Annotated in this window: 20 protein-coding genes; 14 read left to right on the forward strand and 6 right to left on the reverse strand. The window is 64.9% G+C overall.

Annotation, left to right across the window (positions count from 1 at the left end):
* The first annotated feature begins 30 nt into the window (after positions 1 to 30).
* The 5 genes from AC5ZFO_RS06830 (at position 31) to AC5ZFO_RS06850 (ending at position 4,439) form a co-directional block, all read left to right on the forward strand.
* Positions 31 to 1,920, forward strand: coding sequence for an ABC transporter permease (locus AC5ZFO_RS06830; protein WP_496121835.1), 1,890 nt, complete (start codon positions 31 to 33; stop codon positions 1,918 to 1,920).
* Positions 1,917 to 2,702, forward strand: a complete 786-nt coding sequence (locus tag AC5ZFO_RS06835) for an ABC transporter ATP-binding protein (protein WP_282518201.1) — start codon at positions 1,917 to 1,919, stop codon at positions 2,700 to 2,702. Before AC5ZFO_RS06830 ends, AC5ZFO_RS06835 begins: the two co-directional genes overlap by 4 nt.
* A complete protein-coding gene (locus AC5ZFO_RS06840) occupies positions 2,699 to 3,403 on the forward strand; it encodes an ABC transporter ATP-binding protein (protein ID WP_247307205.1) in 705 nt (234 codons plus the stop codon). The genes AC5ZFO_RS06835 and AC5ZFO_RS06840 overlap by 4 nt, the downstream gene beginning before the upstream one ends.
* 13 nt (positions 3,404 to 3,416) lie before the next feature.
* The gene (locus tag AC5ZFO_RS06845) at positions 3,417 to 3,872 is read left to right on the forward strand and encodes a MarR family winged helix-turn-helix transcriptional regulator (protein WP_282518200.1); all 456 of its coding nucleotides are present in this window, start codon (positions 3,417 to 3,419) and stop codon (positions 3,870 to 3,872) included.
* A 177-nt stretch (positions 3,873 to 4,049) separates the two neighbouring features.
* Complete coding sequence (locus tag AC5ZFO_RS06850) at positions 4,050 to 4,439, forward strand: hypothetical protein (protein ID WP_306664151.1); 390 nt, start codon at positions 4,050 to 4,052, stop codon at positions 4,437 to 4,439.
* Between the two features lie 4 nt (positions 4,440 to 4,443).
* Here the strand turns inward: AC5ZFO_RS06850 and AC5ZFO_RS06855 are convergent, their stop codons facing one another.
* Together AC5ZFO_RS06855 and AC5ZFO_RS06860 are read right to left on the reverse strand one after the other, a co-directional pair.
* Positions 4,444 to 5,133: a hypothetical protein gene (locus AC5ZFO_RS06855; RefSeq protein WP_282518198.1), complete on the reverse strand. Its 690-nt coding sequence runs from the start codon at positions 5,131 to 5,133 to the stop codon at positions 4,444 to 4,446.
* Positions 5,134 to 5,258: 125 nt separating this feature from the next.
* Entirely contained in the window at positions 5,259 to 6,455 is a 1,197-nt protein-coding gene (locus AC5ZFO_RS06860; RefSeq protein ID WP_282518197.1) for an amidohydrolase family protein, read from the reverse strand.
* 157 nt (positions 6,456 to 6,612) lie between these two features.
* On the opposite strand from AC5ZFO_RS06860, the gene AC5ZFO_RS06865 reads away from it, so the two are divergent.
* The 3 genes from AC5ZFO_RS06865 to AC5ZFO_RS06875 all read left to right on the forward strand — a co-directional run bounded on the left by AC5ZFO_RS06865 (position 6,613) and on the right by AC5ZFO_RS06875 (position 9,216).
* Positions 6,613 to 7,386 carry a ferredoxin--NADP reductase gene (locus tag AC5ZFO_RS06865; RefSeq protein WP_496121839.1) on the forward strand — a complete coding sequence of 258 codons (774 nt, stop codon included), beginning with the start codon at positions 6,613 to 6,615 and terminating at the stop codon, positions 7,384 to 7,386.
* 106 nt (positions 7,387 to 7,492) lie between these two features.
* Positions 7,493 to 7,819 carry a hypothetical protein gene (locus AC5ZFO_RS06870; RefSeq protein WP_282518195.1) on the forward strand — a complete coding sequence of 109 codons (327 nt, stop codon included), beginning with the start codon at positions 7,493 to 7,495 and terminating at the stop codon, positions 7,817 to 7,819.
* Positions 7,820 to 7,908: 89 nt separating this feature from the next.
* Positions 7,909 to 9,216 carry a cytochrome P450 family protein gene (locus AC5ZFO_RS06875; RefSeq protein ID WP_282518194.1) on the forward strand — a complete coding sequence of 436 codons (1,308 nt, stop codon included), beginning with the start codon at positions 7,909 to 7,911 and terminating at the stop codon, positions 9,214 to 9,216.
* Here the strand turns inward: AC5ZFO_RS06875 and AC5ZFO_RS06880 are convergent.
* The 3 genes from AC5ZFO_RS06880 to AC5ZFO_RS06890 all read right to left on the reverse strand — a co-directional run bounded on the left by AC5ZFO_RS06880 (position 9,117) and on the right by AC5ZFO_RS06890 (position 12,260).
* Complete coding sequence (locus tag AC5ZFO_RS06880) at positions 9,117 to 10,367, reverse strand: DUF763 domain-containing protein (protein WP_496121841.1); 1,251 nt, start codon at positions 10,365 to 10,367, stop codon at positions 9,117 to 9,119. The genes AC5ZFO_RS06875 and AC5ZFO_RS06880 overlap by 100 nt on opposite strands.
* A gap of 104 nt (positions 10,368 to 10,471) precedes the next feature.
* On the reverse strand, positions 10,472 to 11,272 hold the full coding sequence (locus AC5ZFO_RS06885) for an ABC transporter substrate-binding protein (RefSeq protein ID WP_282518192.1): 801 nt from the start codon (positions 11,270 to 11,272) through the stop codon (positions 10,472 to 10,474).
* 10 nt (positions 11,273 to 11,282) lie between these two features.
* Positions 11,283 to 12,260, reverse strand: a complete 978-nt coding sequence (locus tag AC5ZFO_RS06890; protein ID WP_282518191.1) for a tripartite tricarboxylate transporter substrate binding protein — start codon at positions 12,258 to 12,260, stop codon at positions 11,283 to 11,285.
* Positions 12,261 to 12,373: 113 nt separating this feature from the next.
* Here AC5ZFO_RS06890 and AC5ZFO_RS06895 point away from each other — a divergent pair, with 113 nt between their 5' ends.
* From AC5ZFO_RS06895 to AC5ZFO_RS06920, 6 genes are read left to right on the forward strand one after another with little or no spacing between them, the layout of a single operon-like run.
* On the forward strand, positions 12,374 to 13,084 hold the full coding sequence (locus AC5ZFO_RS06895) for a TetR/AcrR family transcriptional regulator (RefSeq protein ID WP_282518190.1): 711 nt from the start codon (positions 12,374 to 12,376) through the stop codon (positions 13,082 to 13,084).
* Between the two features lie 30 nt (positions 13,085 to 13,114).
* The gene (locus tag AC5ZFO_RS06900) at positions 13,115 to 13,999 is read left to right on the forward strand and encodes an amidohydrolase family protein (protein WP_282518189.1); all 885 of its coding nucleotides are present in this window, start codon (positions 13,115 to 13,117) and stop codon (positions 13,997 to 13,999) included.
* A 52-nt stretch (positions 14,000 to 14,051) separates the two neighbouring features.
* Positions 14,052 to 14,765 carry a PIG-L deacetylase family protein gene (locus tag AC5ZFO_RS06905; RefSeq protein ID WP_027517331.1) on the forward strand — a complete coding sequence of 238 codons (714 nt, stop codon included), beginning with the start codon at positions 14,052 to 14,054 and terminating at the stop codon, positions 14,763 to 14,765.
* Entirely contained in the window at positions 14,762 to 15,445 is a 684-nt protein-coding gene (locus AC5ZFO_RS06910; RefSeq protein ID WP_282518188.1) for a 4-carboxy-4-hydroxy-2-oxoadipate aldolase/oxaloacetate decarboxylase, read from the forward strand. Before AC5ZFO_RS06905 ends, AC5ZFO_RS06910 begins: the two co-directional genes overlap by 4 nt.
* A 24-nt stretch (positions 15,446 to 15,469) precedes the next feature.
* A complete protein-coding gene (locus tag AC5ZFO_RS06915; protein ID WP_282518187.1) occupies positions 15,470 to 16,339 on the forward strand; it encodes a substrate-binding domain-containing protein in 870 nt (289 codons plus the stop codon).
* Positions 16,339 to 17,256: a DUF1932 domain-containing protein gene (locus AC5ZFO_RS06920; RefSeq protein ID WP_282518186.1), complete on the forward strand. Its 918-nt coding sequence runs from the start codon at positions 16,339 to 16,341 to the stop codon at positions 17,254 to 17,256. Before AC5ZFO_RS06915 ends, AC5ZFO_RS06920 begins: the two co-directional genes overlap by 1 nt.
* A 19-nt stretch (positions 17,257 to 17,275) precedes the next feature.
* On the opposite strand, the gene AC5ZFO_RS06925 is transcribed toward AC5ZFO_RS06920, so the two are convergent.
* On the reverse strand, positions 17,276 to 17,587 hold the full coding sequence (locus AC5ZFO_RS06925; RefSeq protein WP_282518185.1) for a hypothetical protein: 312 nt from the start codon (positions 17,585 to 17,587) through the stop codon (positions 17,276 to 17,278).
* Positions 17,588 to 17,721 lie beyond the last annotated feature (134 nt).

Genomic DNA, 17,721 nt, shown 5'->3' on the forward strand with positions numbered 1-17,721 from the left:
ACTGAGACTTATGCCTAACCCGGACCGCCGATGGCCTTTTATGTCGTACAGTTTTTGACCGGTCTCGCCAGCGCAGCGTCGCTGTTCCTGGTGGCCTCGGGCCTGTCGATCATCTTCGGCGTGACGCGGATCGTGAATTTCGCGCATGGCGCCTTCTACATGATCGGCGCCTACATCGCCTTCACGCTCACCGAGCGGCTTTCGGGAGCGTTCGGCTTCTGGGGCGCGATCGTCATCGCCGCGTTTGCCGTGGCCTTGATCGGCGTCATCGTCGAGATGGTGCTGCTGCGCCGCATCTATCACGCGCCCGAGCTGTTCCAGCTGCTTGCGACCTTCGGCCTGACCTTGATGGTCGAGGATCTCGTCGTGCTGATCTGGGGCCCCGACGATCTCGTCGGCCGCCGCGCGCCGGGCTTCAAGGGCGCCATCGATTTCTTCGGCCAGAACATCCCGAGCTACGATTTGTTCCTGATCGTGCTCAGCCCGGTCGTACTCGGCATTCTCTGGCTGCTGTTCCAGCGCACGCGCTGGGGCGTGCTGGTGCGCGCGGCGACGCAGGACCGCGACATGGTCGCGGCGCTTGGCGTCAACCAGAAATGGCTGTTCACATCCGTGTTTGCGGTCGGCGTCTTCCTCGCCGCACTCGGCGGCGCGCTCCAGATCCCGCGCGATGCCGTGCATCACGCCATGGATCTGCGTATCATCGTCGAGGTCTTCGTCGTGGTCGTGATCGGTGGCCTCGGCAGCATCGTCGGCGCCTTCGTCGCGGCGGTGCTGGTCTCCGAGCTCAATGCCTTCGGCATCCTGATCTTTCCGAAAATCTCCATCATCCTGGTCTTCCTGGTGATGGCGGTGGTGCTGATCGTCCGGCCCTGGGGCCTGTTCGGCAAACCCGAGGCGGCCGCGCGCAAGACACCGGGCCTCACCGTCAATCCCTGGCGGCCGCTGACGTCGAACGAGCGGCTCGCGGCGCTTGCCGCGCTCGTCATCGCGGCGACGCTGCCGCTGTTCGCCGGCAATTATGTTCTCACGGTCGGTTCGGAGATCGCGATCTTCGTGATCTTCGCCGTCAGCCTGCATTTCCTGATGTCGGTCGGCGGGCTCGCGTCGTTCGGGCATGCCGCTTATTTCGGTCTCGGCGCCTACGGCGTCGCCTTCCTCGCCAAGATAGCAGGGTTGCCGATGATCGTGTGCCTGCTGCTCGGACCGCTGCTGGGCTGCATGGGCGCGGCCGTGTTCGGTTTCTTCGCGGTGCAGCTTTCCGGCGTCTATTTCGCGATGCTGACGCTTGCGTTTGCGCAGATCGTCTGGTCGATCGCGTTCCAGTGGGTGAGTGTAACGGGCGGCGACAACGGCATACTCGGCGTCTGGCCGTCAAGCTGGGCGGCGAGCCCGGGGCATTTCTATTGGTTGGCGCTCGGCGTTGCGGCACTTGTGACGGTCGCGCTTCGGGCCATGGTATTCTCGCCGTTCGGCTACGCACTCAGGGCCACGCGCGACTCGCCTCTGCGCAGCGAGGCGGTCGGCATCAATGCCAAGCGCATCCAGTGGACGGCGTTCGTGATCGCCGGCACGACCGCCGGCATCGGCGGCGCGCTGTTCGCCTACCTCAAGGGCAGCGTCTTCCCCGACAATCTTGGGATCTCGCTGTCGGTCGACGCGCTGGTCATGGTGCTGCTCGGCGGCGTCGAGACGGTGTCGGGCGCGGTGATCGGCGCTATCGTCTACAAGGCGCTCAACATCTGGCTGGTCAGCCAGACCGACCTGTCAAAGCTCGTGCTTGGCGGCTTCATCGTGCTGATCGTCGTCGTCTTCCCCAAGGGCATCGTCGGCACGCTGGAGATGCTGGCGCAGCGGCGCAGAAAGACATCGCCGCCGGGATCTCCCTTGCTTGCCAAGCCGATCGAGTCCGTCGAATGAGCGTCGCACCCCCACTTCTCGCGGTTGAAGGCCTGTCCAAATCTTATGGCGGCATCCACGCCGTGCGCGGCGTCTCGTTCTCGCTGCGATCAGGCGAAATTCTGGCGCTGATCGGTCCGAACGGCGCGGGCAAGAGCACCTGCTTCGACATGCTCAACGGCCAGAACAAGCCTGATACCGGCCATGTCCGCCTGCTCGGCGAGGAGATCACCGGCAAGAAGCCGCGCGAGATCTGGCGGCTCGGCGTCGGGCGCACCTTCCAGATCACGGCGACCTTCGCGACCATGACCGTGCGAGAGAACGTGCAGGTCGCGCTGATCTCGCATGGGAAGCAGCTGTTTAATCTCTTTGGCTCGGCGCCGAACTTCGACCGCGGCGAGGCCGGGCGGCTGCTCGAGCTGGTCGGCATGGGCGGCTACGCCGATCGGCCCTGCGGTGAGCTCGCCTATGGCGACCTCAAGCGGCTCGAGCTCGCGGTTGCGCTCGCCAACGAGCCCAAGCTGCTGCTGATGGACGAGCCGACCGCCGGCATGGCGCCGCGCGAGCGCGTCGAGCTGATGCGGCTGACGGCGCAGATCGCGCGGGAGAAGTCGATCGGCGTGCTCTTCACCGAGCACGACATGGACGTGGTGTTCGAGCATGCCGACCGCATCATCGTGCTCAACCGCGGCACGCTGATCGCCGAAGGCTCGCCGGCCGAGGTGCGCAGCAATCCGCAGGTGCAGGCAGTCTATCTTGGCGATGGCCTGCTTTACGATGCCGGGCATGGAGCCTCCGCATGAAGCTCACGGTGCAGGACCTCAACAGTCATTACGGCCCGGCCCATATCCTGTTCGACATCGGTTTCGAGGTCGGCGAGGGCGAGGTGGTGGCGTTGCTCGGCCGCAACGGCGCCGGCAAGTCGACGACGTTTCGCTCGATCGTCGGGCTCGTTGCCCAGCGCTCGGGGCGCATCATGTTCGAGGGCAAGGATGTCTCGGCGCGCCCGACGCATGAAATCGTGCGCGACGGGCTCGGCTATGTGCCGGAGGAGCGGCGCATCTTCACTGATTTGACGGTGGAGGAGAATCTCGAGGTCGGCCGCCAGCCGAAGCGTCCGAACGCCCCGCACTGGACCCGCGAAAAACTGTTCGCGCTGTTTCCGAACCTGGGTGAGATGAAGAATCGTCCGGGCGGCCGTATGAGCGGCGGCGAGCAGCAGATGCTCACCATCGCGCGCACGCTGATGGGCAATCCGTCGCTGGTGCTGCTGGACGAGCCCTCGGAAGGCCTGTCGCCGAAGATCGTGGAGCAGATGGTCGATGCCATCCTGACCATGAAGAAGGAAGGCGTCAGCATCGTCGTCTCCGAGCAGAATTTGCACTTTGCGCGGCTGATTTCCGACCGCGCCTATATCATCGAGCGCGGCCGCATCTGCTTCGGCGGCACCATGGCCGAGCTCGACGCGCGTCCGGATATCCGCGACGCGCATCTGTCGTTGTGAGGGGCGGGACTGAATGGCAAGAAGCGTCGCGGCGAAGAAGAGCGTCAAGCCGGCAAAATCGTCTTACGTGCTCGACGAGCAGGTCGGCTTCATCCTGCGTCAGGTCTGGCAGCGCCACAGCTCGATCTTCTCGCGCGACATCGGCACCAATCTGACCCCGACGCAGTGGGCGGCCTTGTCGAAGCTGGCCGAGACCGGGCCATGCTCGCAGAACCAGCTCGGGCGGCTGACGGCGATGGATGTCGCGACCATCAAGGGCGTGATCGATCGCCTGACGGCGCGCGGTCTCACGGAGACCAGCCAGGACCCTGAAGACGGACGTCGGCTGCTGGTCAGCCTGACGCGTGCAGGTCAGCAGCTATCCGAGAAGGTCGCGCCGAATGCGCTCGCGATCACACGGGAAACGCTGGCGCCGCTCGACGCCAGGGAGCGCGAGATGCTGATGGCGCTGTTGAACAAGCTGCGGTGAGTAAGGTGCCGTAGTGAAGGTCTCGTAGGGTGGGCAAAGCGAAGCGTGCCCCCCATCTTCCTTAAGCCGCAAGGATCGTGGGCACGGCGCTTCGCGCCTTTGCCCACCCTACGGCAGTTGAACAAGCTGCGGGGACTGGCGACTAATCTCGATGAAGGGTTTGTCGAGGTTTTTGGGATGAGAGCGGTAACGCGGTTTGCAGTGACTTTGAGTGTTGCTGCAGCGCTGGCGGGCAGTTGCGCTCCCGCTTGGGCGGCGCAACCCTACGAGGGCTTCTGGGCCTCGACCAAAAAGGACTGCCGCGATCAGGACAGCGCCAACCGCATGAGCATCGAGGGCGGCAACCGTCTCTATTGGTACGAGACCCGGTGCCACGCCAGCGAGATCACTGCGGACGGCAAGCTCGGCTGGAAGATGAAGCTCGCCTGCGAAGGCGAGGGCGAGAAGTTTCGCTCCAATCCGCGGGTGTCCATCGCGGCGGACAGCAGGCTGGTGATGGACAACGGCCCAGTCGGTCAGGCCAAGCGCCAGACCTATGTGCGCTGTGAGATCGCGAAGAAGCGCTGATCCCTTACGTCTTCCCCGGCCATTTGGCGCGGTAGCGGATTTCGCTGCCATCGGCGAGCCGCCGCCACGTGCCGAACTCTGGCGTATGCGGCGCGCGGGCCGTCAAGTCGACCGGATAGATCCGGCTCGGCTGGTCCGCGATGTTGACGGCGAGTTGCCGGTGCGCGGTCCGGAACGCCAGCTCGACCTCGCCGGCAATGACAGGTTGGTCGCCGTCGTAATAGTAGCCGGCGGGGTTCAGCTCACCCGGCATGGTGTTGAGGTCGGTCTGCAATTCGATGGTGATGCCTTGCGGTGACGCCGGCACCGTTACGCCGGCGGGGAAGCGAACCTCGAACACGAGCAGGGGATTGCTGGCGTTCGGATTGAGCCAGGGTGTTGCGGTCGCATAGGCGTAGGCAATGTAGATGCCGATACCGGCGGCGCAGAGCAGCACGACGATGCCAAGCGACTTCAGGCTGTTGCGCGCGACGCTGCCCTTGCCTGCGTCCCTGCCTGAACGCGTCACCAGCCAGCTGGCGAGCATCGCGCCGGCGATCGCACCGATGGGGGAGTAGAAGAACAGCCCCAGCAGACCCGACGTGATCGGGTCTGCGCGGTTGCCGAAATCGAGCACGGAGAACAGGACGAAGGTCGCGACATAGCCCGCTACTGCGCCAGCAACGCCGATGGCTATTCGCGATGAATTTTTCATGTCTCCCTCGATGGTCCAGCAATGAACTGCCGCCGCCGAGGGCTGCCTGCGTTAGACGCAGCAGGCAGCAGACTTGTTCAATGCCTTCGAGGCGCGACGCGGAGCGGCAAGCCGCTCCGGCTGCGTCACTTCGCCACCACTTCCGGCACCCGTCCGGCCGGCGGCGTGTTGCGGCTGCGCTGGGTGCGCACGATGCCGTCGATGATGGTCATGCCGATGCCGGGGAGGTCGCCGAGCTGGACGCTCTCCAGGATGGTCTTGCCGGGTGAGTGCTGGGCCTTGTCCATGATGACGAAATCGGCGGAGCGGCCGACCTCGATCAGGCCGCAATCAAGCGCGCGCATCCGCGCGGTGTTGCCGGTCGCAAGGCAGAACGCGAGCTCGGCCGGCAAATCGCCGAGCGAGGACAGCATCGAGACCATGCGCAGAATGCCGAGCGGCTGCACCCCGGAGCCGGCGGGCGCGTCGGTGCCGAGGATGACGCGGTGCAGGTCGCCCATCTCGCGCGCGATGCGCAGCGTGAACAGGGCCGAGCGCTCATTGCCGTTGTGAACGATCTCAAGGCCGCGCTTGCAGCCCTCGCAGATGCAGCGGATCTGGTCGTCGGGCAGCGCGGTGTGGCCGCCATTGATGTGGCCGACCACGTCGGTGTCGGCCTCCAGCACCACGTCCTTGTCGATCAGGCCGGAGCCGGGGATCGAGGGGCCGCCGGTGTGGATCGTGCTCTGGATGCCGTATTTGCGGGCCCAGCCGACCATCTTGCGCGCCGTCGGGCCGTCCTTGACGCCGCCAAGGCCGACCTCGCCGAGCAGCTTGACGCCGGCGGCGGCCAACTCCTTGAAATCCTCCTCGACCATCTCGCATTCGATCACCGGTGCGCCGGCGTGAACCTTCACGCCGCCCGGGCGCAGATTCCAGAATGCGCGCTGTGCGAAGATCGCCATCGCCTTCAGCCCGACGACGTCGCGCGGGCGGCCGGGCATGTGAACCTCGCCGGCGGAGATCATCGTGGTGACGCCGCCGTGCAAATTGCTGTCGATCCAGCCGATCTGGTTCTGGCGCGGCGTCCAGTCGCCCGCCACAGGGTGGACATGGCTGTCGATCAGGCCGGGCGCGACCGTGGTGCCGTTGGCCTCGACGATGGTGGTCGCGCCTTCGGTGTTGAGGTCCTTGAAGCGGCCGATGGCGGTGATCTTGCCGTTCTCGGCGACGATGGTGTCGCCGTCCAGGATCGGCTTTTCCAGGGCGCCGGACAGGATCAGGCCGATATTCCGGATCACGAGCTTCGAGGGTCCGGTGGCCTGGGGGGCGTCATGCGCCATGGAAGGGGCTCCTTGTTCCTAACTGCAACGCTCGCGATCTTGGGCAGCCTTGACCCCGGGAGCAAGCAGGATTATTCATTAGTACACGAATGATCGTGTACAAACGACGCATAGCTGCCCGCCTCGGAACCGCATTGCAAGCGACAGGGAAGGTGAGATGAGCAATTTCAATCAGGAAAGCGTTTTGAGCGTCCACCACTGGACCGACACGCTGTTCTCCTTCAAGACCACCCGCAGCCCGACCTTCCGTTTCCGCAACGGCGAATTCACCATGATCGGGCTCAAGGTCGGCGAGAAGCCGCTGCTGCGGGCCTACAGCGTCGCCAGCGCCAATTACGAGGACACGCTGGAGTTCTTCTCGATCAAGGTGCCGGACGGTCCGCTGACCTCGCGCCTCCAGCATCTGAAGGAAGGCGACGAGATCATCGTCAGCCGCAAGGCCACCGGCACGCTGGTGATCGACAATCTCGAAGAGGGCCGCAACCTCTACCTCATCGGCACCGGCACGGGCCTCGCACCGTTTCTGAGCGTGATCAAGGACCCCGAGACCTATGAGCGGTTCGAGAAGGTCGTGCTGCTGCACGGCTGCCGGCATGTGAAGGAGCTCGCCTATGGCGAGATGATCACCGAGACGCTGCCGAAGGACGAATTGATCGGCGAGTACATCCGCGATCAGCTGATCTACTATCCGACCGTGACCCGCGATCCCTTCCGCAACCGCGGCCGCATTACCGACCTCATCACCTCGGGCAGGCTGTTCGCCGATATCGGCCTGCCGCCGCTGGAAGCCGCCCATGACCGGGTCATGATTTGCGGCAGCCCGGCATTGGTCGCTGACACCCGCGTGCTGCTGGGCGAGCGTGGCCTCATTGAGGGCAATCACGGCGAGCCGGCCCAATTCGTGGTCGAAAAGGCCTTTGCCGAGCGCTGATCGCGGATTTTTCGCGCAATAAGACCGTATTTCCGCCGTTTGGCGGGCGTTGCGGCGCCGATTCCGTGCGCGATACACTGTGGGAACGAATCAGCGGAGTTCCCACATGGTTGCGGACAGCGACAGCAACATCGCCTGGCACCGGGTCCAGTTGAAGAAGAACCGCGCCGAGTTGAAGGCGCTCGAGACCGCGCGCTTCACGATGGGCGAGATCGCGTCTTCGAAGCGGAATGGGGAGACCCAGAAGACGATCGCGGAGCTCAAGCGCAAGATCGCGCAGTCCGAGCGCCTGGTCGCCGATCACGACAAGCGCACGCGCCGTCCCCTCGGCACCGATCTGCAAAGCCTCAGCAACGGTAGCTGGAGCCATTGGGATGCCTACACCGGCCGCCAGCAGCGCAAGACCGGCCAACGGTCGCCGGGGCGCGGATAGGCTCGCTTCTTCTCGCGCGGTTCCGGCCCTTGCGCGTCGCCTCGTACACACCATCTGGTTGAGGCGCCACCAACCAGTACGGTGAACCCATGACACCGCGCCTCGATTTCACCAGCGAGGCCTTCTTCCGCGATCCGCCCAAGGCGATCGCGGCGCTGCGCGCGTCCGGTCCGGTGGTGGCGACGCGATTTCCTCTGGTCGGCGATGTCTGGATCACCACGACCCATGACGCTACGGCGCAGGTCCTGAAGGACAGCACCACCTTCACGCTGCGCAAGGGGGATGGCAAAGTCGCCGGCCTGCGCTGGTGGATGCCGAAGCTGGTCACCACCATCGCCAACAACATGCTGACGATGGACGAGCCTGATCACACGAGGCTGCGCAGCATCGTCGACGAGGCCTTTCGCCGCCGCGCGATCGTGGCGATGGAGCCACGCATTCGCGCCATCGCCGACGGCTTGGCGAACGACCTGTTTGCCGATGGCAGCCCCGCCGACCTGATCCAGCGTTACGCCCGCATCCTGCCGGTGTCGGTGATCTGCGAATTGCTGGGGCTGCCTGCGGCCGATCGCCCGCGATTCATCGCCTGGGCCAACAAGATGTCGTCGCTGACGAACGTCATCAGCTTCTTCCGCCTGCTGCTCGCGTTTCGCAAGATGCGCGCCTATCTCGAACGGCAGTTGCAGGTCGCGCGCGTGCAGGGCGGCGAGGGCCTGATTGCCGAGCTGGTTCAGGTCGAGCGTGAGGGCGGCCAGATCACGCCGGACGAAATGGTGTCGATGGTGTTCCTGTTGCTCGCGGCAGGATCGGAGACCACGACGCATCTAATCAGCGGCTCGGTCTACGAGTTCCTCAGAAATCCGGGCTTGCGGGATTGGTTGGAGGAAGACCGGAGCCGCGTCGGGCTCGCCGTCGAGGAGTTCTTGCGCTTCGTGTCACCGGTGCAGTTTTCCAAGCCGCGCTATGTGCGGCGGGATATCGAGCTTGCGGGCGTGCCGCTGAAAAAGGGCGATCGCGTCATGGTCATGCTCGCCGCGGCGAACATGGATCCGGCGGTGCATGACCAGCCCGAGCGGCCCGACCTCACGCGCAAGCCGAACCGCCACATCTCGTTCGGAACGGGAATTCACTTCTGTCTCGGCCATCAGCTCGCACGGATCGAGGCGGCCTGTGCGCTGGAGGCGCTGTTTGCGCGATGGCCGAAGCTCGGTCTTGCCGTCGATCCCGCCCAAATTCACTGGCGCAAGCGACCGGGTCTACGTGCGATTGCGAAGCTGCCGGTCGTCGCCGTGGACAGTCAGCCCGTCGACTTCCGTGACGCCACGATGTCACGCTCCCAACCGAACACGGAGCGGCCGTCGAGATCGGGCGAGACTTCACGCTCGCCGGCGATATAGGCCTCGACCGACGGTCCGCTGGTAGTCCGCTCCAGCCGCCGCGCCTGGTCGTCGAGCCGCCTGATCGCCTGCATCTCTTCCTCGCGTCCGAGCTTTGCGTTCTGGATCGCGCCCTTCAGGACGCGGATGGTTTCGTCATAGACCTTGATCGGAACGGGGTAGGGATGCCGGTCTTTGCCGCCATGGGCGAGCGAGAAGCGCGCGGGGTCGTTGAAGCGATAGGGCGCGCCATGCACGACCTCGGCAACCATCGCGAGCGAGCGCACGGTACGCGCGCCGACGCCGGGCGTCAGTAGCAGTTCCGGGAAATCGACCGGGCCGCGTTCGGCTGCGGCGGCCAGCGTGCCGTGCAGGCGGCGCGCGAACACGTCCTTGGGCCGGACATCATGATGCGCGGGCATGATCAGATGCGGCAGCATCGCCTGCGCCGGCTCGGGCGCAGTTCCAACGAGGCGTTCGAATTCTGTGAGGATGCGATCGGGGGCGAGACCGCTCAACAGCTCGAGCTGCGCGATGCGCGAGACCTCGGCACGGTGATCGGTGAGATTGACGATCTCGCCCTGCTGCGGTCCGTCGATCGCACTGTGCGGCATATCGACAAAACTCTTCAGCGACTCCGAATGCCAGTGATAGCGGCGGGCCTGCCGCTTGTCGCCGTTCATGCCCTGCTGCACCACGGTCCATTTGGCGTCGGCGGTGACGAAGAAGCCATGCAAATAGAGATCGAAACCGTCCTGGACCGCCGCGCTGTCCACCTTGGCGACCAGGCGGCTGGCGCGCGTGAGTTTTGCGCCGTCGAAGCCGACGCGATCGCCGAGCTGCAGCAGCTCGTCCGGCGTCTTGCGCGAATGCTGGCCGCGTCCGCCGCAGACATAGATGCCGAGCTCATCCTGCAGGGGCCCGAGCCCACGCTTCAGCGCGCCGATCACGGAGGTGGTGATGCCCGAGGAATGCCAGTCCATCCCCATCACGGCACCGAACGACTGGAACCAGAACGGATGCGAGAGCCGCTGGAGGAACGCATCGCGGCCGTAATGATGCACGATCGCCTGCGTGACGATCGCACCCAGCGACGACATGCGGGTGGCGAGCCAGGGTGGAACCCGTCCGGTATGGAGAGGGAGATCGGCGCTGCCGGTACGTCGAGTCATGATCGACGCAAACTAGCGCAATTCGGCGACGGTTGCATTGAGGGAATACTGTATTGGGCAGGGCGGGAGGACACCCCACCCATGTCCGCACCCAAGTCCGGGAGCTACTCGCGCGTCACCTTGGTTGCGCCGCGCAGGCCCGCCTGCTGCTGGATCGTGTCCAGCGCGCCGGACGACTGCTCGTCCGACACGAAGCGGTTGATCAGGGGGAGTGCGTCCTCCCGTCCCTTGGGAATCGCGATGGCCATATGCTCGGCGCCCCAATTGCCGTCGAGGATTTTCGCGCCCGGCATCTGGTCGGACATCTCGAACAGCGTCGGCTTGTTGGTCGCGTAGAGGTCAATCTCGCCGCGGCCGAACATGGCGATCGCGACCTTGACGCTTTCCGCGGGAACGATGGTCGCATTCCCAAACTTCGCCGGCAATGTCCGTTCCGAGGTCGAGCCCTTGGTGACGCCGATCTTCACGCCCGGCCTGTCGATGTCCTCGATCCTGCCGATCGGCGAGTTCGCCGGGACGAGATAGCCGAGCTCGATTGCCAGCACGGGCTGGCTGAAGCTGACCTCGTTGGCGCGGGCCGGCGTGGCGTTGGTCACGGTGAAATCGACCTGGCCGTCGTGGATCGCGGTGACGATGTCGGCGACGCGCTGAAACCTGACATAGTCGATGCCAACGCCGAGCCGTTTGGCCAGCTCGCCGCCGAGATCGTAGGCGAGGCCATGCGGCTTGCCGGCCGCATCCGTCACCATCGAGGTCGGGCTGCCCGGATAGATGCCGACACGCAACGTGCCGCTCGGCGCCAGCAGCCTGGCTTCGCCATCGGCGCGCGCGGGCGCGCCGAGCAGGCCGCTCATTGCAAATGCGAGCAGGGCGGTGCGCGCAAATCGCCGGGAAGAGATCCTCATGTGACGAGCCTCACTGCGCGCGGATGTCGGCGGCCTTCAGCACCGGCTCCCATTTGGTCGCCTCGGCGTGCATGTAGGCGTCAAAGTCCTTGGCGGAGGAGCCGACCGGCGAGGCGCCGATCTTGCCGAGCGTCGACAGCACGTTCGGGTCCTGCAGCGCCGCCTTCAGATCGGTCTCGAGCTTCGCCACGATCTCCGGCGGCATCTTGGCAGGTCCAAGAACGCCCCACCAAACCGAGACGTCGTAGCCGGGGACACCGGACTCGGCGACGGTCGGGACATCAGGCAGCGCCTTGGAGCGTTCGGCCGATGTCACCGCGAGCGCGCGCACCGGGCCGCCTTCGAGCTGGCCGATCGCCTCGGCGAGCGGATTGATGCTGAGCGGGATCTCGCCCGCGATCACCGCGGTCAGCGCCGGGGCGCCGCCTTTGTAGGGGATCGCGACGATCTTGGTGCCGGACATGTATTTGAGCAGCTCGCCGGCGAGATGCGCCGAGGTGCCGTTGCCGGACATGCCGTAGGAGAGCTTGTCCGGCTCCTTCTTTGCGGCGGCGAGGAGATCGCCGAGTGTCTTGTAGGGGCTGTCCTTGGCGACGACGATCGCGAGCGGCGAGGAGGCGACCTCGGTTATCGCGGTGAAATCCTTGAACGTGTCATAGGGCACGCTTGGATAGATGAACTGGTTGAGCGGATGGCCGCTCGCGACCAGGATCAGCGTGTAGCCGTCGGGGGCGGCCTGTGTCAGCGCCTGCGAGGCGACGATGCCGCCGGCGCCCGGACGGTTGTCGATCACCGGCTGCTGGCCCCAGGTCTTCGCCAGCGCCTGGCCGAGCGTACGCGCGAGCACGTCGACGGCGCCGCCTGCCGCGTAGGGCACAAGGATATGGACCGGCTTGCTCGGGTAGTTGTCGGCGGCCTGCGCGGCGCCGCCCAGCAGCAGACCGGCACCCAGCATCAAGCCGCCGATTGTCTTGTTCAAACCCAGCATTCCCAGCACTCCTAGAGGGCGGTCGCGCGCGTGTGGCTGTCTCGAAGCCGTCCGGACGCCGCCCATGGTTCTTGTTGACGAGACCTGATCTTTTGTACGATAGTACAAATCACATGGTACGCAAGCCCACCAGCAAGGAAACGGCCCGCAAGCCGAACATGCGCGAGGCGATCCTCGCCGCGGCGGAGGAGCTGTTCGCCACCAACGGCTTCAACGCTGTTTCGGTGCGCGACATCGCCCAGGCCGCCGGCGCCAATCCCGGCAGCGTGACCTATCATTTCAAGACCAAGGACGGCCTGCTGCTGGAGATCTACCGGCGCCATTGCGGGCCGATGAATTTGCGCCGTTTCGAGCTGCTCGCCGCTGCGAAGCGCGTGCGCGATCTCCAGGACCGGCTGGAGGCGGTGGTGCGCGCCTATGTGGTGCCGGCTTTCACCTCGGGCAGCGATCTCGCCGGGGGCGGGGCGCGCTTCACGCGGCTGCGCGCCGTGATGTCCGCCGAAGGCAACGAGGTCGCGCGAAAAATCATCGCGCAGACCTTTGACGATACCAGTCACGCCTTCATCGATGCGGTCCACGAGAGCCTGCCGCATATTCCGCGCACCGACATCGTCTGGCGCAGCCACTTCCTGCTCGGCGCACTCTATTATTCGCTGGTGACGCCCGACCGCGTCTCGCGCCTGTCGCGCGGCGAGGCCGACGGCAGCGATGCCGCCAGCGCCATCGAGCAATTGGTGCAGGCCACCGTCGCCGCGTTCCAGGCGCCGGCGCTGGATCAGGCCGCGCCGGCGCGGCGGCGGCCGGTCGTCAGCAGCAAGACCTGAAAGAAGCGATCTCGCTCGGCGGTTCACCTGATGACAACGATGTACACGCCGACCATTCCGCCGCCCGATCCGAACACGCGCACGCCGAAGTTCAAGCTGCCAAGGCTGTCCTGCGATGCGCATTGCCACATCTTCGGGCCCGGCGCGACATATCCGTATGCGCCTGACCGTTCCTACACGCCGCCGGATGCACCGCTCGAGGATTTTCGTGCGCTGCATGCCAAGCTCGGCGTCGAGCGGGCCGTCATCGTCAATGCCAGCGTGCATGGGACCGACAACACTGTCGCGCTCGATGCGATCGCGCAGAGCAATGGCGCCTATCGCGCGGTCGCCAATATCGACGACACCATCAGCGAGCGTGGGCTCCAGGTGCTGCATGATGGCGGCTTCCGCGGCTGCCGCTTCAATTTCGTCCGCCATCTCGGCGGCGTCCCCGACAAGCGTGTGTTCGATCGCATCATCGCGATGGTTGCGCCGCTCGGCTGGCACATCGATCTGCATTTCGACGCGATCGACCTGCCCGAATATGCCGACGTGCTGACAAGATTGCCGCTGAGCTACACCATCGACCATATGGGACGGGTGAAGGCGTCCGAGGGGCTCGATCAGCTTCCGTTCAAAATCCTGATTGAGCTGATGCAACGCGACGAGAAATGCTGGGTCAAGATCTGCGGCTCGGAGCGGGTGTCCTCGGCCGGACCGCCGTTCGCGGACGCGGTGCCGTTCGCGCGAAAGATCGTCGAGACCGCGCCCGACCGTGTCATCTGGGGCACCGACTGGCCGCATCCCAACGTCAAGGTGATGCCGAATGACGGCGACCTGGTCGACCTGATCCCGCTGTTCGCGCCCGAGCCGGAGTTCCAGCAGAAGATTCTCGTCGATAATCCTGCGCGTCTGTTTGGGTTCGACACATGACGGTGCTCGCGATCGATACGTTGCTTATCAAGGAAAGAGGGGAGTTCGTCCCATGAAAACAGGTCTCGTGATCACCGCCCATCCCGGCGATTTCGTCTGGCGCGCCGGCGGCGCCATCGCGCTGCATGCGAAGAAGGGTTATCGCATGAAGATCGTCTGCATGTCCTTCGGCGAGCGTGGCGAGAGCCAGTTCGCCTGGAAGGAAAAAGGCGCGACGCTGGAATCGGTCAAGGCCGGCCGCAAGGACGAGGCGGAGCGGGCGGCGAAGCTGCTTGGCGCCGAGATCGAGTTCTTCGACTGCGGCGACTATCCGCTGAAGCTCACCGAGGCGCATTTCGATCGCATGGTCGACATCTACCGCGAGCTCAATCCGAGCTTCGTGCTGACGCACGCGCTGGAAGATCCCTATAATTTCGACCATCCCAACGCGGCGCATTTCGCGCAGGAGACCCGTGTGGTCGCGCAGGCGATGGGTCACAAGCCCGGCGCGCAGTACAAATATTCGGCGCCCCCGGTGTTCCTGTTCGAGCCGCATCAGCCTGAGCAGTGCAATTACAAGCCGGATCTGCTCCTCAAGATCGACGAGGTCTGGAAGGAGAAGTACGAGGCGTTCCAGATCCTCGCCGCGCAGAAGCATCTCTGGGGCTATTACGAGCGCGTCGCGCTCAACCGCGGCATCCAGGGCAGCCGCAACACCGGCGTGCCCATGACCTATGGCGAGGCCTATCAGCGGCTGTTCCCGACGGTTGCGGAGGAGCTGGCATGAAGCCCGTCGTCGTTCGCAACATCAAACGTGCCGATCCCGCTGACATGGCGGAGTACGGCGTCTCGACGGTGCACGAGGCTTACGGCCGCTTCGGCCTGATGAAGCCGTATCTGCGGCCTGTGTGGCCGGGCGCAGCGATTGCGGGTCCAGCGGTGACCGTGCTCGCGCAGCCCGGCGACAACTGGATGATCCATGTCGCCGTCGAGCAGTGCAGGAAGGGCGACATCCTCGTCGTGGGCTGCACCACCGACAACACTGACGGCATGTTTGGCGAGCTGCTCGCGACGTCGCTTCAGGCGCGCGGCGTGCAGGGGCTGATCATCGACGCCGGCTGCCGCGACGTGAAAGCGCTGCACGAGATGAATTTTCCGGTGTGGTCGCGCGCGGTCTCGGCCAAGGGCACGGTCAAGGCGACGCTCGGCTCGGTCAACATTCCCGTGGTTTGTGCCGGCGTCAACGTCCATCCCGGTGACATCATCGTGGCCGATGACGACGGCGTCGTGGTGGTGCCGAAGCGCTATGCTGCTGAAGTCGCCGAGAAGGCGAAGAAGCGCAACGCCGACGAGGGCGGCAAGCGCAAGCGTCTGGCTTCGGGCGAGCTGGGCCTCGACATGTACAACATGCGCGAGGCCTTGGCGAAAGCCGGGCTCGTCTATGTCGACAATCCCGAGGACCTCTGAAGCGAAAAGAAGCGGAGCGGGCGGATGGATCGTCTCAAGCTGAAGGCCGTGCTCGGCAGTCATCCACATGTCCAGGCGGTGAAGAGCGGCGAGCTCCGCTCCGACCTCTTCGACCTCGACTTCATCGCCTACACGCCGACCAATACGGCGTTCAAGCCGATGGTGCGCGAGCAGGCGTTCGACGTCTGCGAGATGGCGATCGTCACCTATCTGATGGCGAAGGCGCATGGCAAGCCGCTGGTGCTGCTGCCGGCGACCATGCTCGGCCGCTTCCAGCATTCCTACGCGCTCTATAATCCGGCGCAGGGAACGCTCGGGCCGTCCGATCTCGAAGGCAAGCGCGTCGGCATCCGCTCGTTCACGACGACGACGGGCGCATGGATCAGGGGCATTCTCGCCAACGACTACCGTGTCAATCTCGACAAGATCAACTGGGTCACCTTCGAGGATCCGCACGTTGCCGAATATGTCGACGGCACCGAGCGTGCGCCGAAGGACAAGAAGGTTTTGCAAATGTTGCTCGACGGCGAGCTCGATGCCGTTCTCGGCGAGACCTCTGATAATCCCACATTGAAGCCGCTATTCCCCGATCCTGCCGCGGAAGCGGCCAAATGGTACGCGCATCGCGGCGTCGTCCCGGTCAATCATCTCGTGGTCGTGACCGAGCAGCTCGCAGGATCGCGCCCCGATGTGGTTGCGGGCGTCTATGATCTCCTGAAGCGGAACAAGGCGCAGGCGGGACCCGCGGCGACGCCCGACCTCGTTCCGTTCGGGATCGAAGCGAATAGAAAACCGTTGGAGCTGATCGTCGACTACGCATTCCAGCAGGCGCTGATCCCGCGCCGCTATGCGGTCGAGGAGCTGTTCGACGAGACTACGCGAGGATTGGATTGATGGCGGGTGATCCCAGGCGCTGGCAGATCGGATTGGTGGGTTACGGCGAGGTCGGCAGGATCCTGGCCGAGGATTTGCGCCAGCAGGACATCAAGGTTGCCGCGTACGACATCAAGCTCGGAGGCGAGCACGGCGCTCCGCTGAAGCAGCATGCGGCGAAGTTCGGCGTGACGCTGGCGGTGTCTCACGCCGAGCTGACCGCGAAATCCGATTTCATCATCTCCGCGGTCACGGCGAGCCAGGCCGTGCCCGTTGCAAAAGCCTGCGCCAGTGCAATCAACCAGGGCGCCTGGTTCCTCGATTTCAATTCGGCGTCTCCCGGCGCCAAGCAGCGCGCCGCCGCGCTGATCGACGGCGCTGCCGGACGCTATGTCGAGGGCGCCGTGATGACCTCGGTGCCGCCTTATCGCATCAAGGTGCCGCTGCTGCTCGGCGGCCCCGGCGCGAGGGAGTTGGAGCCGCTGCTGAACGCGATCGGCTTCGCGGCGAAGGTTGCGAGCGACAAGCTCGGTGTGTCGTCAGCTGTGAAGATGTGCCGTAGCATCATGATCAAGGGCCTCGAGGCCATGGTCATCGAAAGTTTCACCACGGCGCGCGCCTATGGCGTCGAGGATGCGGTGCTGGCCTCGCTCGCGGAGACGTTTCCCGTGATCGACTGGGAGAAGCAGGGCGCCTATTGCTTCCAACGCGTGATCGAGCACGGGCGCCGACGCGCCGAGGAGATGCGTGAAGTCGCGGAGACCGTGCGCGAGGCGGGGCTGACGCCGTGGTCGGCGCAGGGCACCGCCGAGCGGCAGGCCTGGGTTGCCGATCTCGCTGACGAAGGGCTGTTCGGCCTCAAGGGGACGAAGGAATTTGCCCGCAGCGCCGATTGGCGTACCGAGGCGGATCGTATCCTGGCGAAGATCAAGCGCTGAGGTCCAGCCCGCGTTCAGCTCAAGACTCTGCTGCCGCCGCGTAGTCCGAGAGTTCGTCGCGCGCGAGCTCGATCAGGCTGATCAGGCTCGTGGCTTCGCGGACGACTTCCGTGGTGCGCTCGGTGCGGAACTCGGCGAGAATCGTGCGAACGCATTTGTCGGCGGTATCGAGCGTCAACAGCGCGCGGGCCATGTCGTCCTGCGTGCGGATTGCCGATATGTCGATGCCCGACAGGACTTCGCCGATGCCGGTCAGTCGCTTGATGGCCATCTCGGCGGGCGTGTTGGCCCGAATGGAATGGTAATCGATGCTGCTGAATGCGCTGAACATTCCATACTTCCCCAGAGAACGCAGATGTCAGTGCGGGCCTTAGTATGATCTCCTTGGCCCGTCGCGCAATGCGCGTATTTACGGTCAGGGAATCTACCGGATTCGGGGGTGAGGAAAGCTGACGGTATAATCGA

The sequence above is a fragment of the Bradyrhizobium sp. Unk1 genome (genome assembly GCF_059512345.1).

Excerpts from the sequence above, each read along its gene's own strand:
- AC5ZFO_RS06830 (WP_496121835.1), top strand. The coding sequence starts at position 31 with ATGGCCTTTTATGTCGTACAGTTTTTGACCGGTCTCGCCAGCGCAGCG.
- AC5ZFO_RS06835 (WP_282518201.1), top strand. The coding sequence starts at position 1,917 with ATGAGCGTCGCACCCCCACTTCTCGCGGTTGAAGGCCTGTCCAAATCT.
- AC5ZFO_RS06840 (WP_247307205.1), top strand. The coding sequence starts at position 2,699 with ATGAAGCTCACGGTGCAGGACCTCAACAGTCATTACGGCCCGGCCCAT.
- AC5ZFO_RS06845 (WP_282518200.1), top strand. The coding sequence starts at position 3,417 with ATGGCAAGAAGCGTCGCGGCGAAGAAGAGCGTCAAGCCGGCAAAATCG.
- AC5ZFO_RS06850 (WP_306664151.1), top strand. The coding sequence starts at position 4,050 with ATGAGAGCGGTAACGCGGTTTGCAGTGACTTTGAGTGTTGCTGCAGCG.
- AC5ZFO_RS06855 (WP_282518198.1), bottom strand. The coding sequence starts at position 5,133 with ATGAAAAATTCATCGCGAATAGCCATCGGCGTTGCTGGCGCAGTAGCG.
- AC5ZFO_RS06860 (WP_282518197.1), bottom strand. The coding sequence starts at position 6,455 with ATGGCGCATGACGCCCCCCAGGCCACCGGACCCTCGAAGCTCGTGATC.
- AC5ZFO_RS06865 (WP_496121839.1), top strand. The coding sequence starts at position 6,613 with ATGAGCAATTTCAATCAGGAAAGCGTTTTGAGCGTCCACCACTGGACC.
- AC5ZFO_RS06870 (WP_282518195.1), top strand. The coding sequence starts at position 7,493 with ATGGTTGCGGACAGCGACAGCAACATCGCCTGGCACCGGGTCCAGTTG.
- AC5ZFO_RS06875 (WP_282518194.1), top strand. The coding sequence starts at position 7,909 with ATGACACCGCGCCTCGATTTCACCAGCGAGGCCTTCTTCCGCGATCCG.
- AC5ZFO_RS06880 (WP_496121841.1), bottom strand. The coding sequence starts at position 10,367 with ATGACTCGACGTACCGGCAGCGCCGATCTCCCTCTCCATACCGGACGG.
- AC5ZFO_RS06885 (WP_282518192.1), bottom strand. The coding sequence starts at position 11,272 with ATGAGGATCTCTTCCCGGCGATTTGCGCGCACCGCCCTGCTCGCATTT.
- AC5ZFO_RS06890 (WP_282518191.1), bottom strand. The coding sequence starts at position 12,260 with ATGCTGGGTTTGAACAAGACAATCGGCGGCTTGATGCTGGGTGCCGGT.
- AC5ZFO_RS06895 (WP_282518190.1), top strand. The coding sequence starts at position 12,374 with ATGGTACGCAAGCCCACCAGCAAGGAAACGGCCCGCAAGCCGAACATG.
- AC5ZFO_RS06900 (WP_282518189.1), top strand. The coding sequence starts at position 13,115 with ATGACAACGATGTACACGCCGACCATTCCGCCGCCCGATCCGAACACG.
- AC5ZFO_RS06905 (WP_027517331.1), top strand. The coding sequence starts at position 14,052 with ATGAAAACAGGTCTCGTGATCACCGCCCATCCCGGCGATTTCGTCTGG.
- AC5ZFO_RS06910 (WP_282518188.1), top strand. The coding sequence starts at position 14,762 with ATGAAGCCCGTCGTCGTTCGCAACATCAAACGTGCCGATCCCGCTGAC.
- AC5ZFO_RS06915 (WP_282518187.1), top strand. The coding sequence starts at position 15,470 with ATGGATCGTCTCAAGCTGAAGGCCGTGCTCGGCAGTCATCCACATGTC.
- AC5ZFO_RS06920 (WP_282518186.1), top strand. The coding sequence starts at position 16,339 with ATGGCGGGTGATCCCAGGCGCTGGCAGATCGGATTGGTGGGTTACGGC.
- AC5ZFO_RS06925 (WP_282518185.1), bottom strand. The coding sequence starts at position 17,587 with ATGTTCAGCGCATTCAGCAGCATCGATTACCATTCCATTCGGGCCAAC.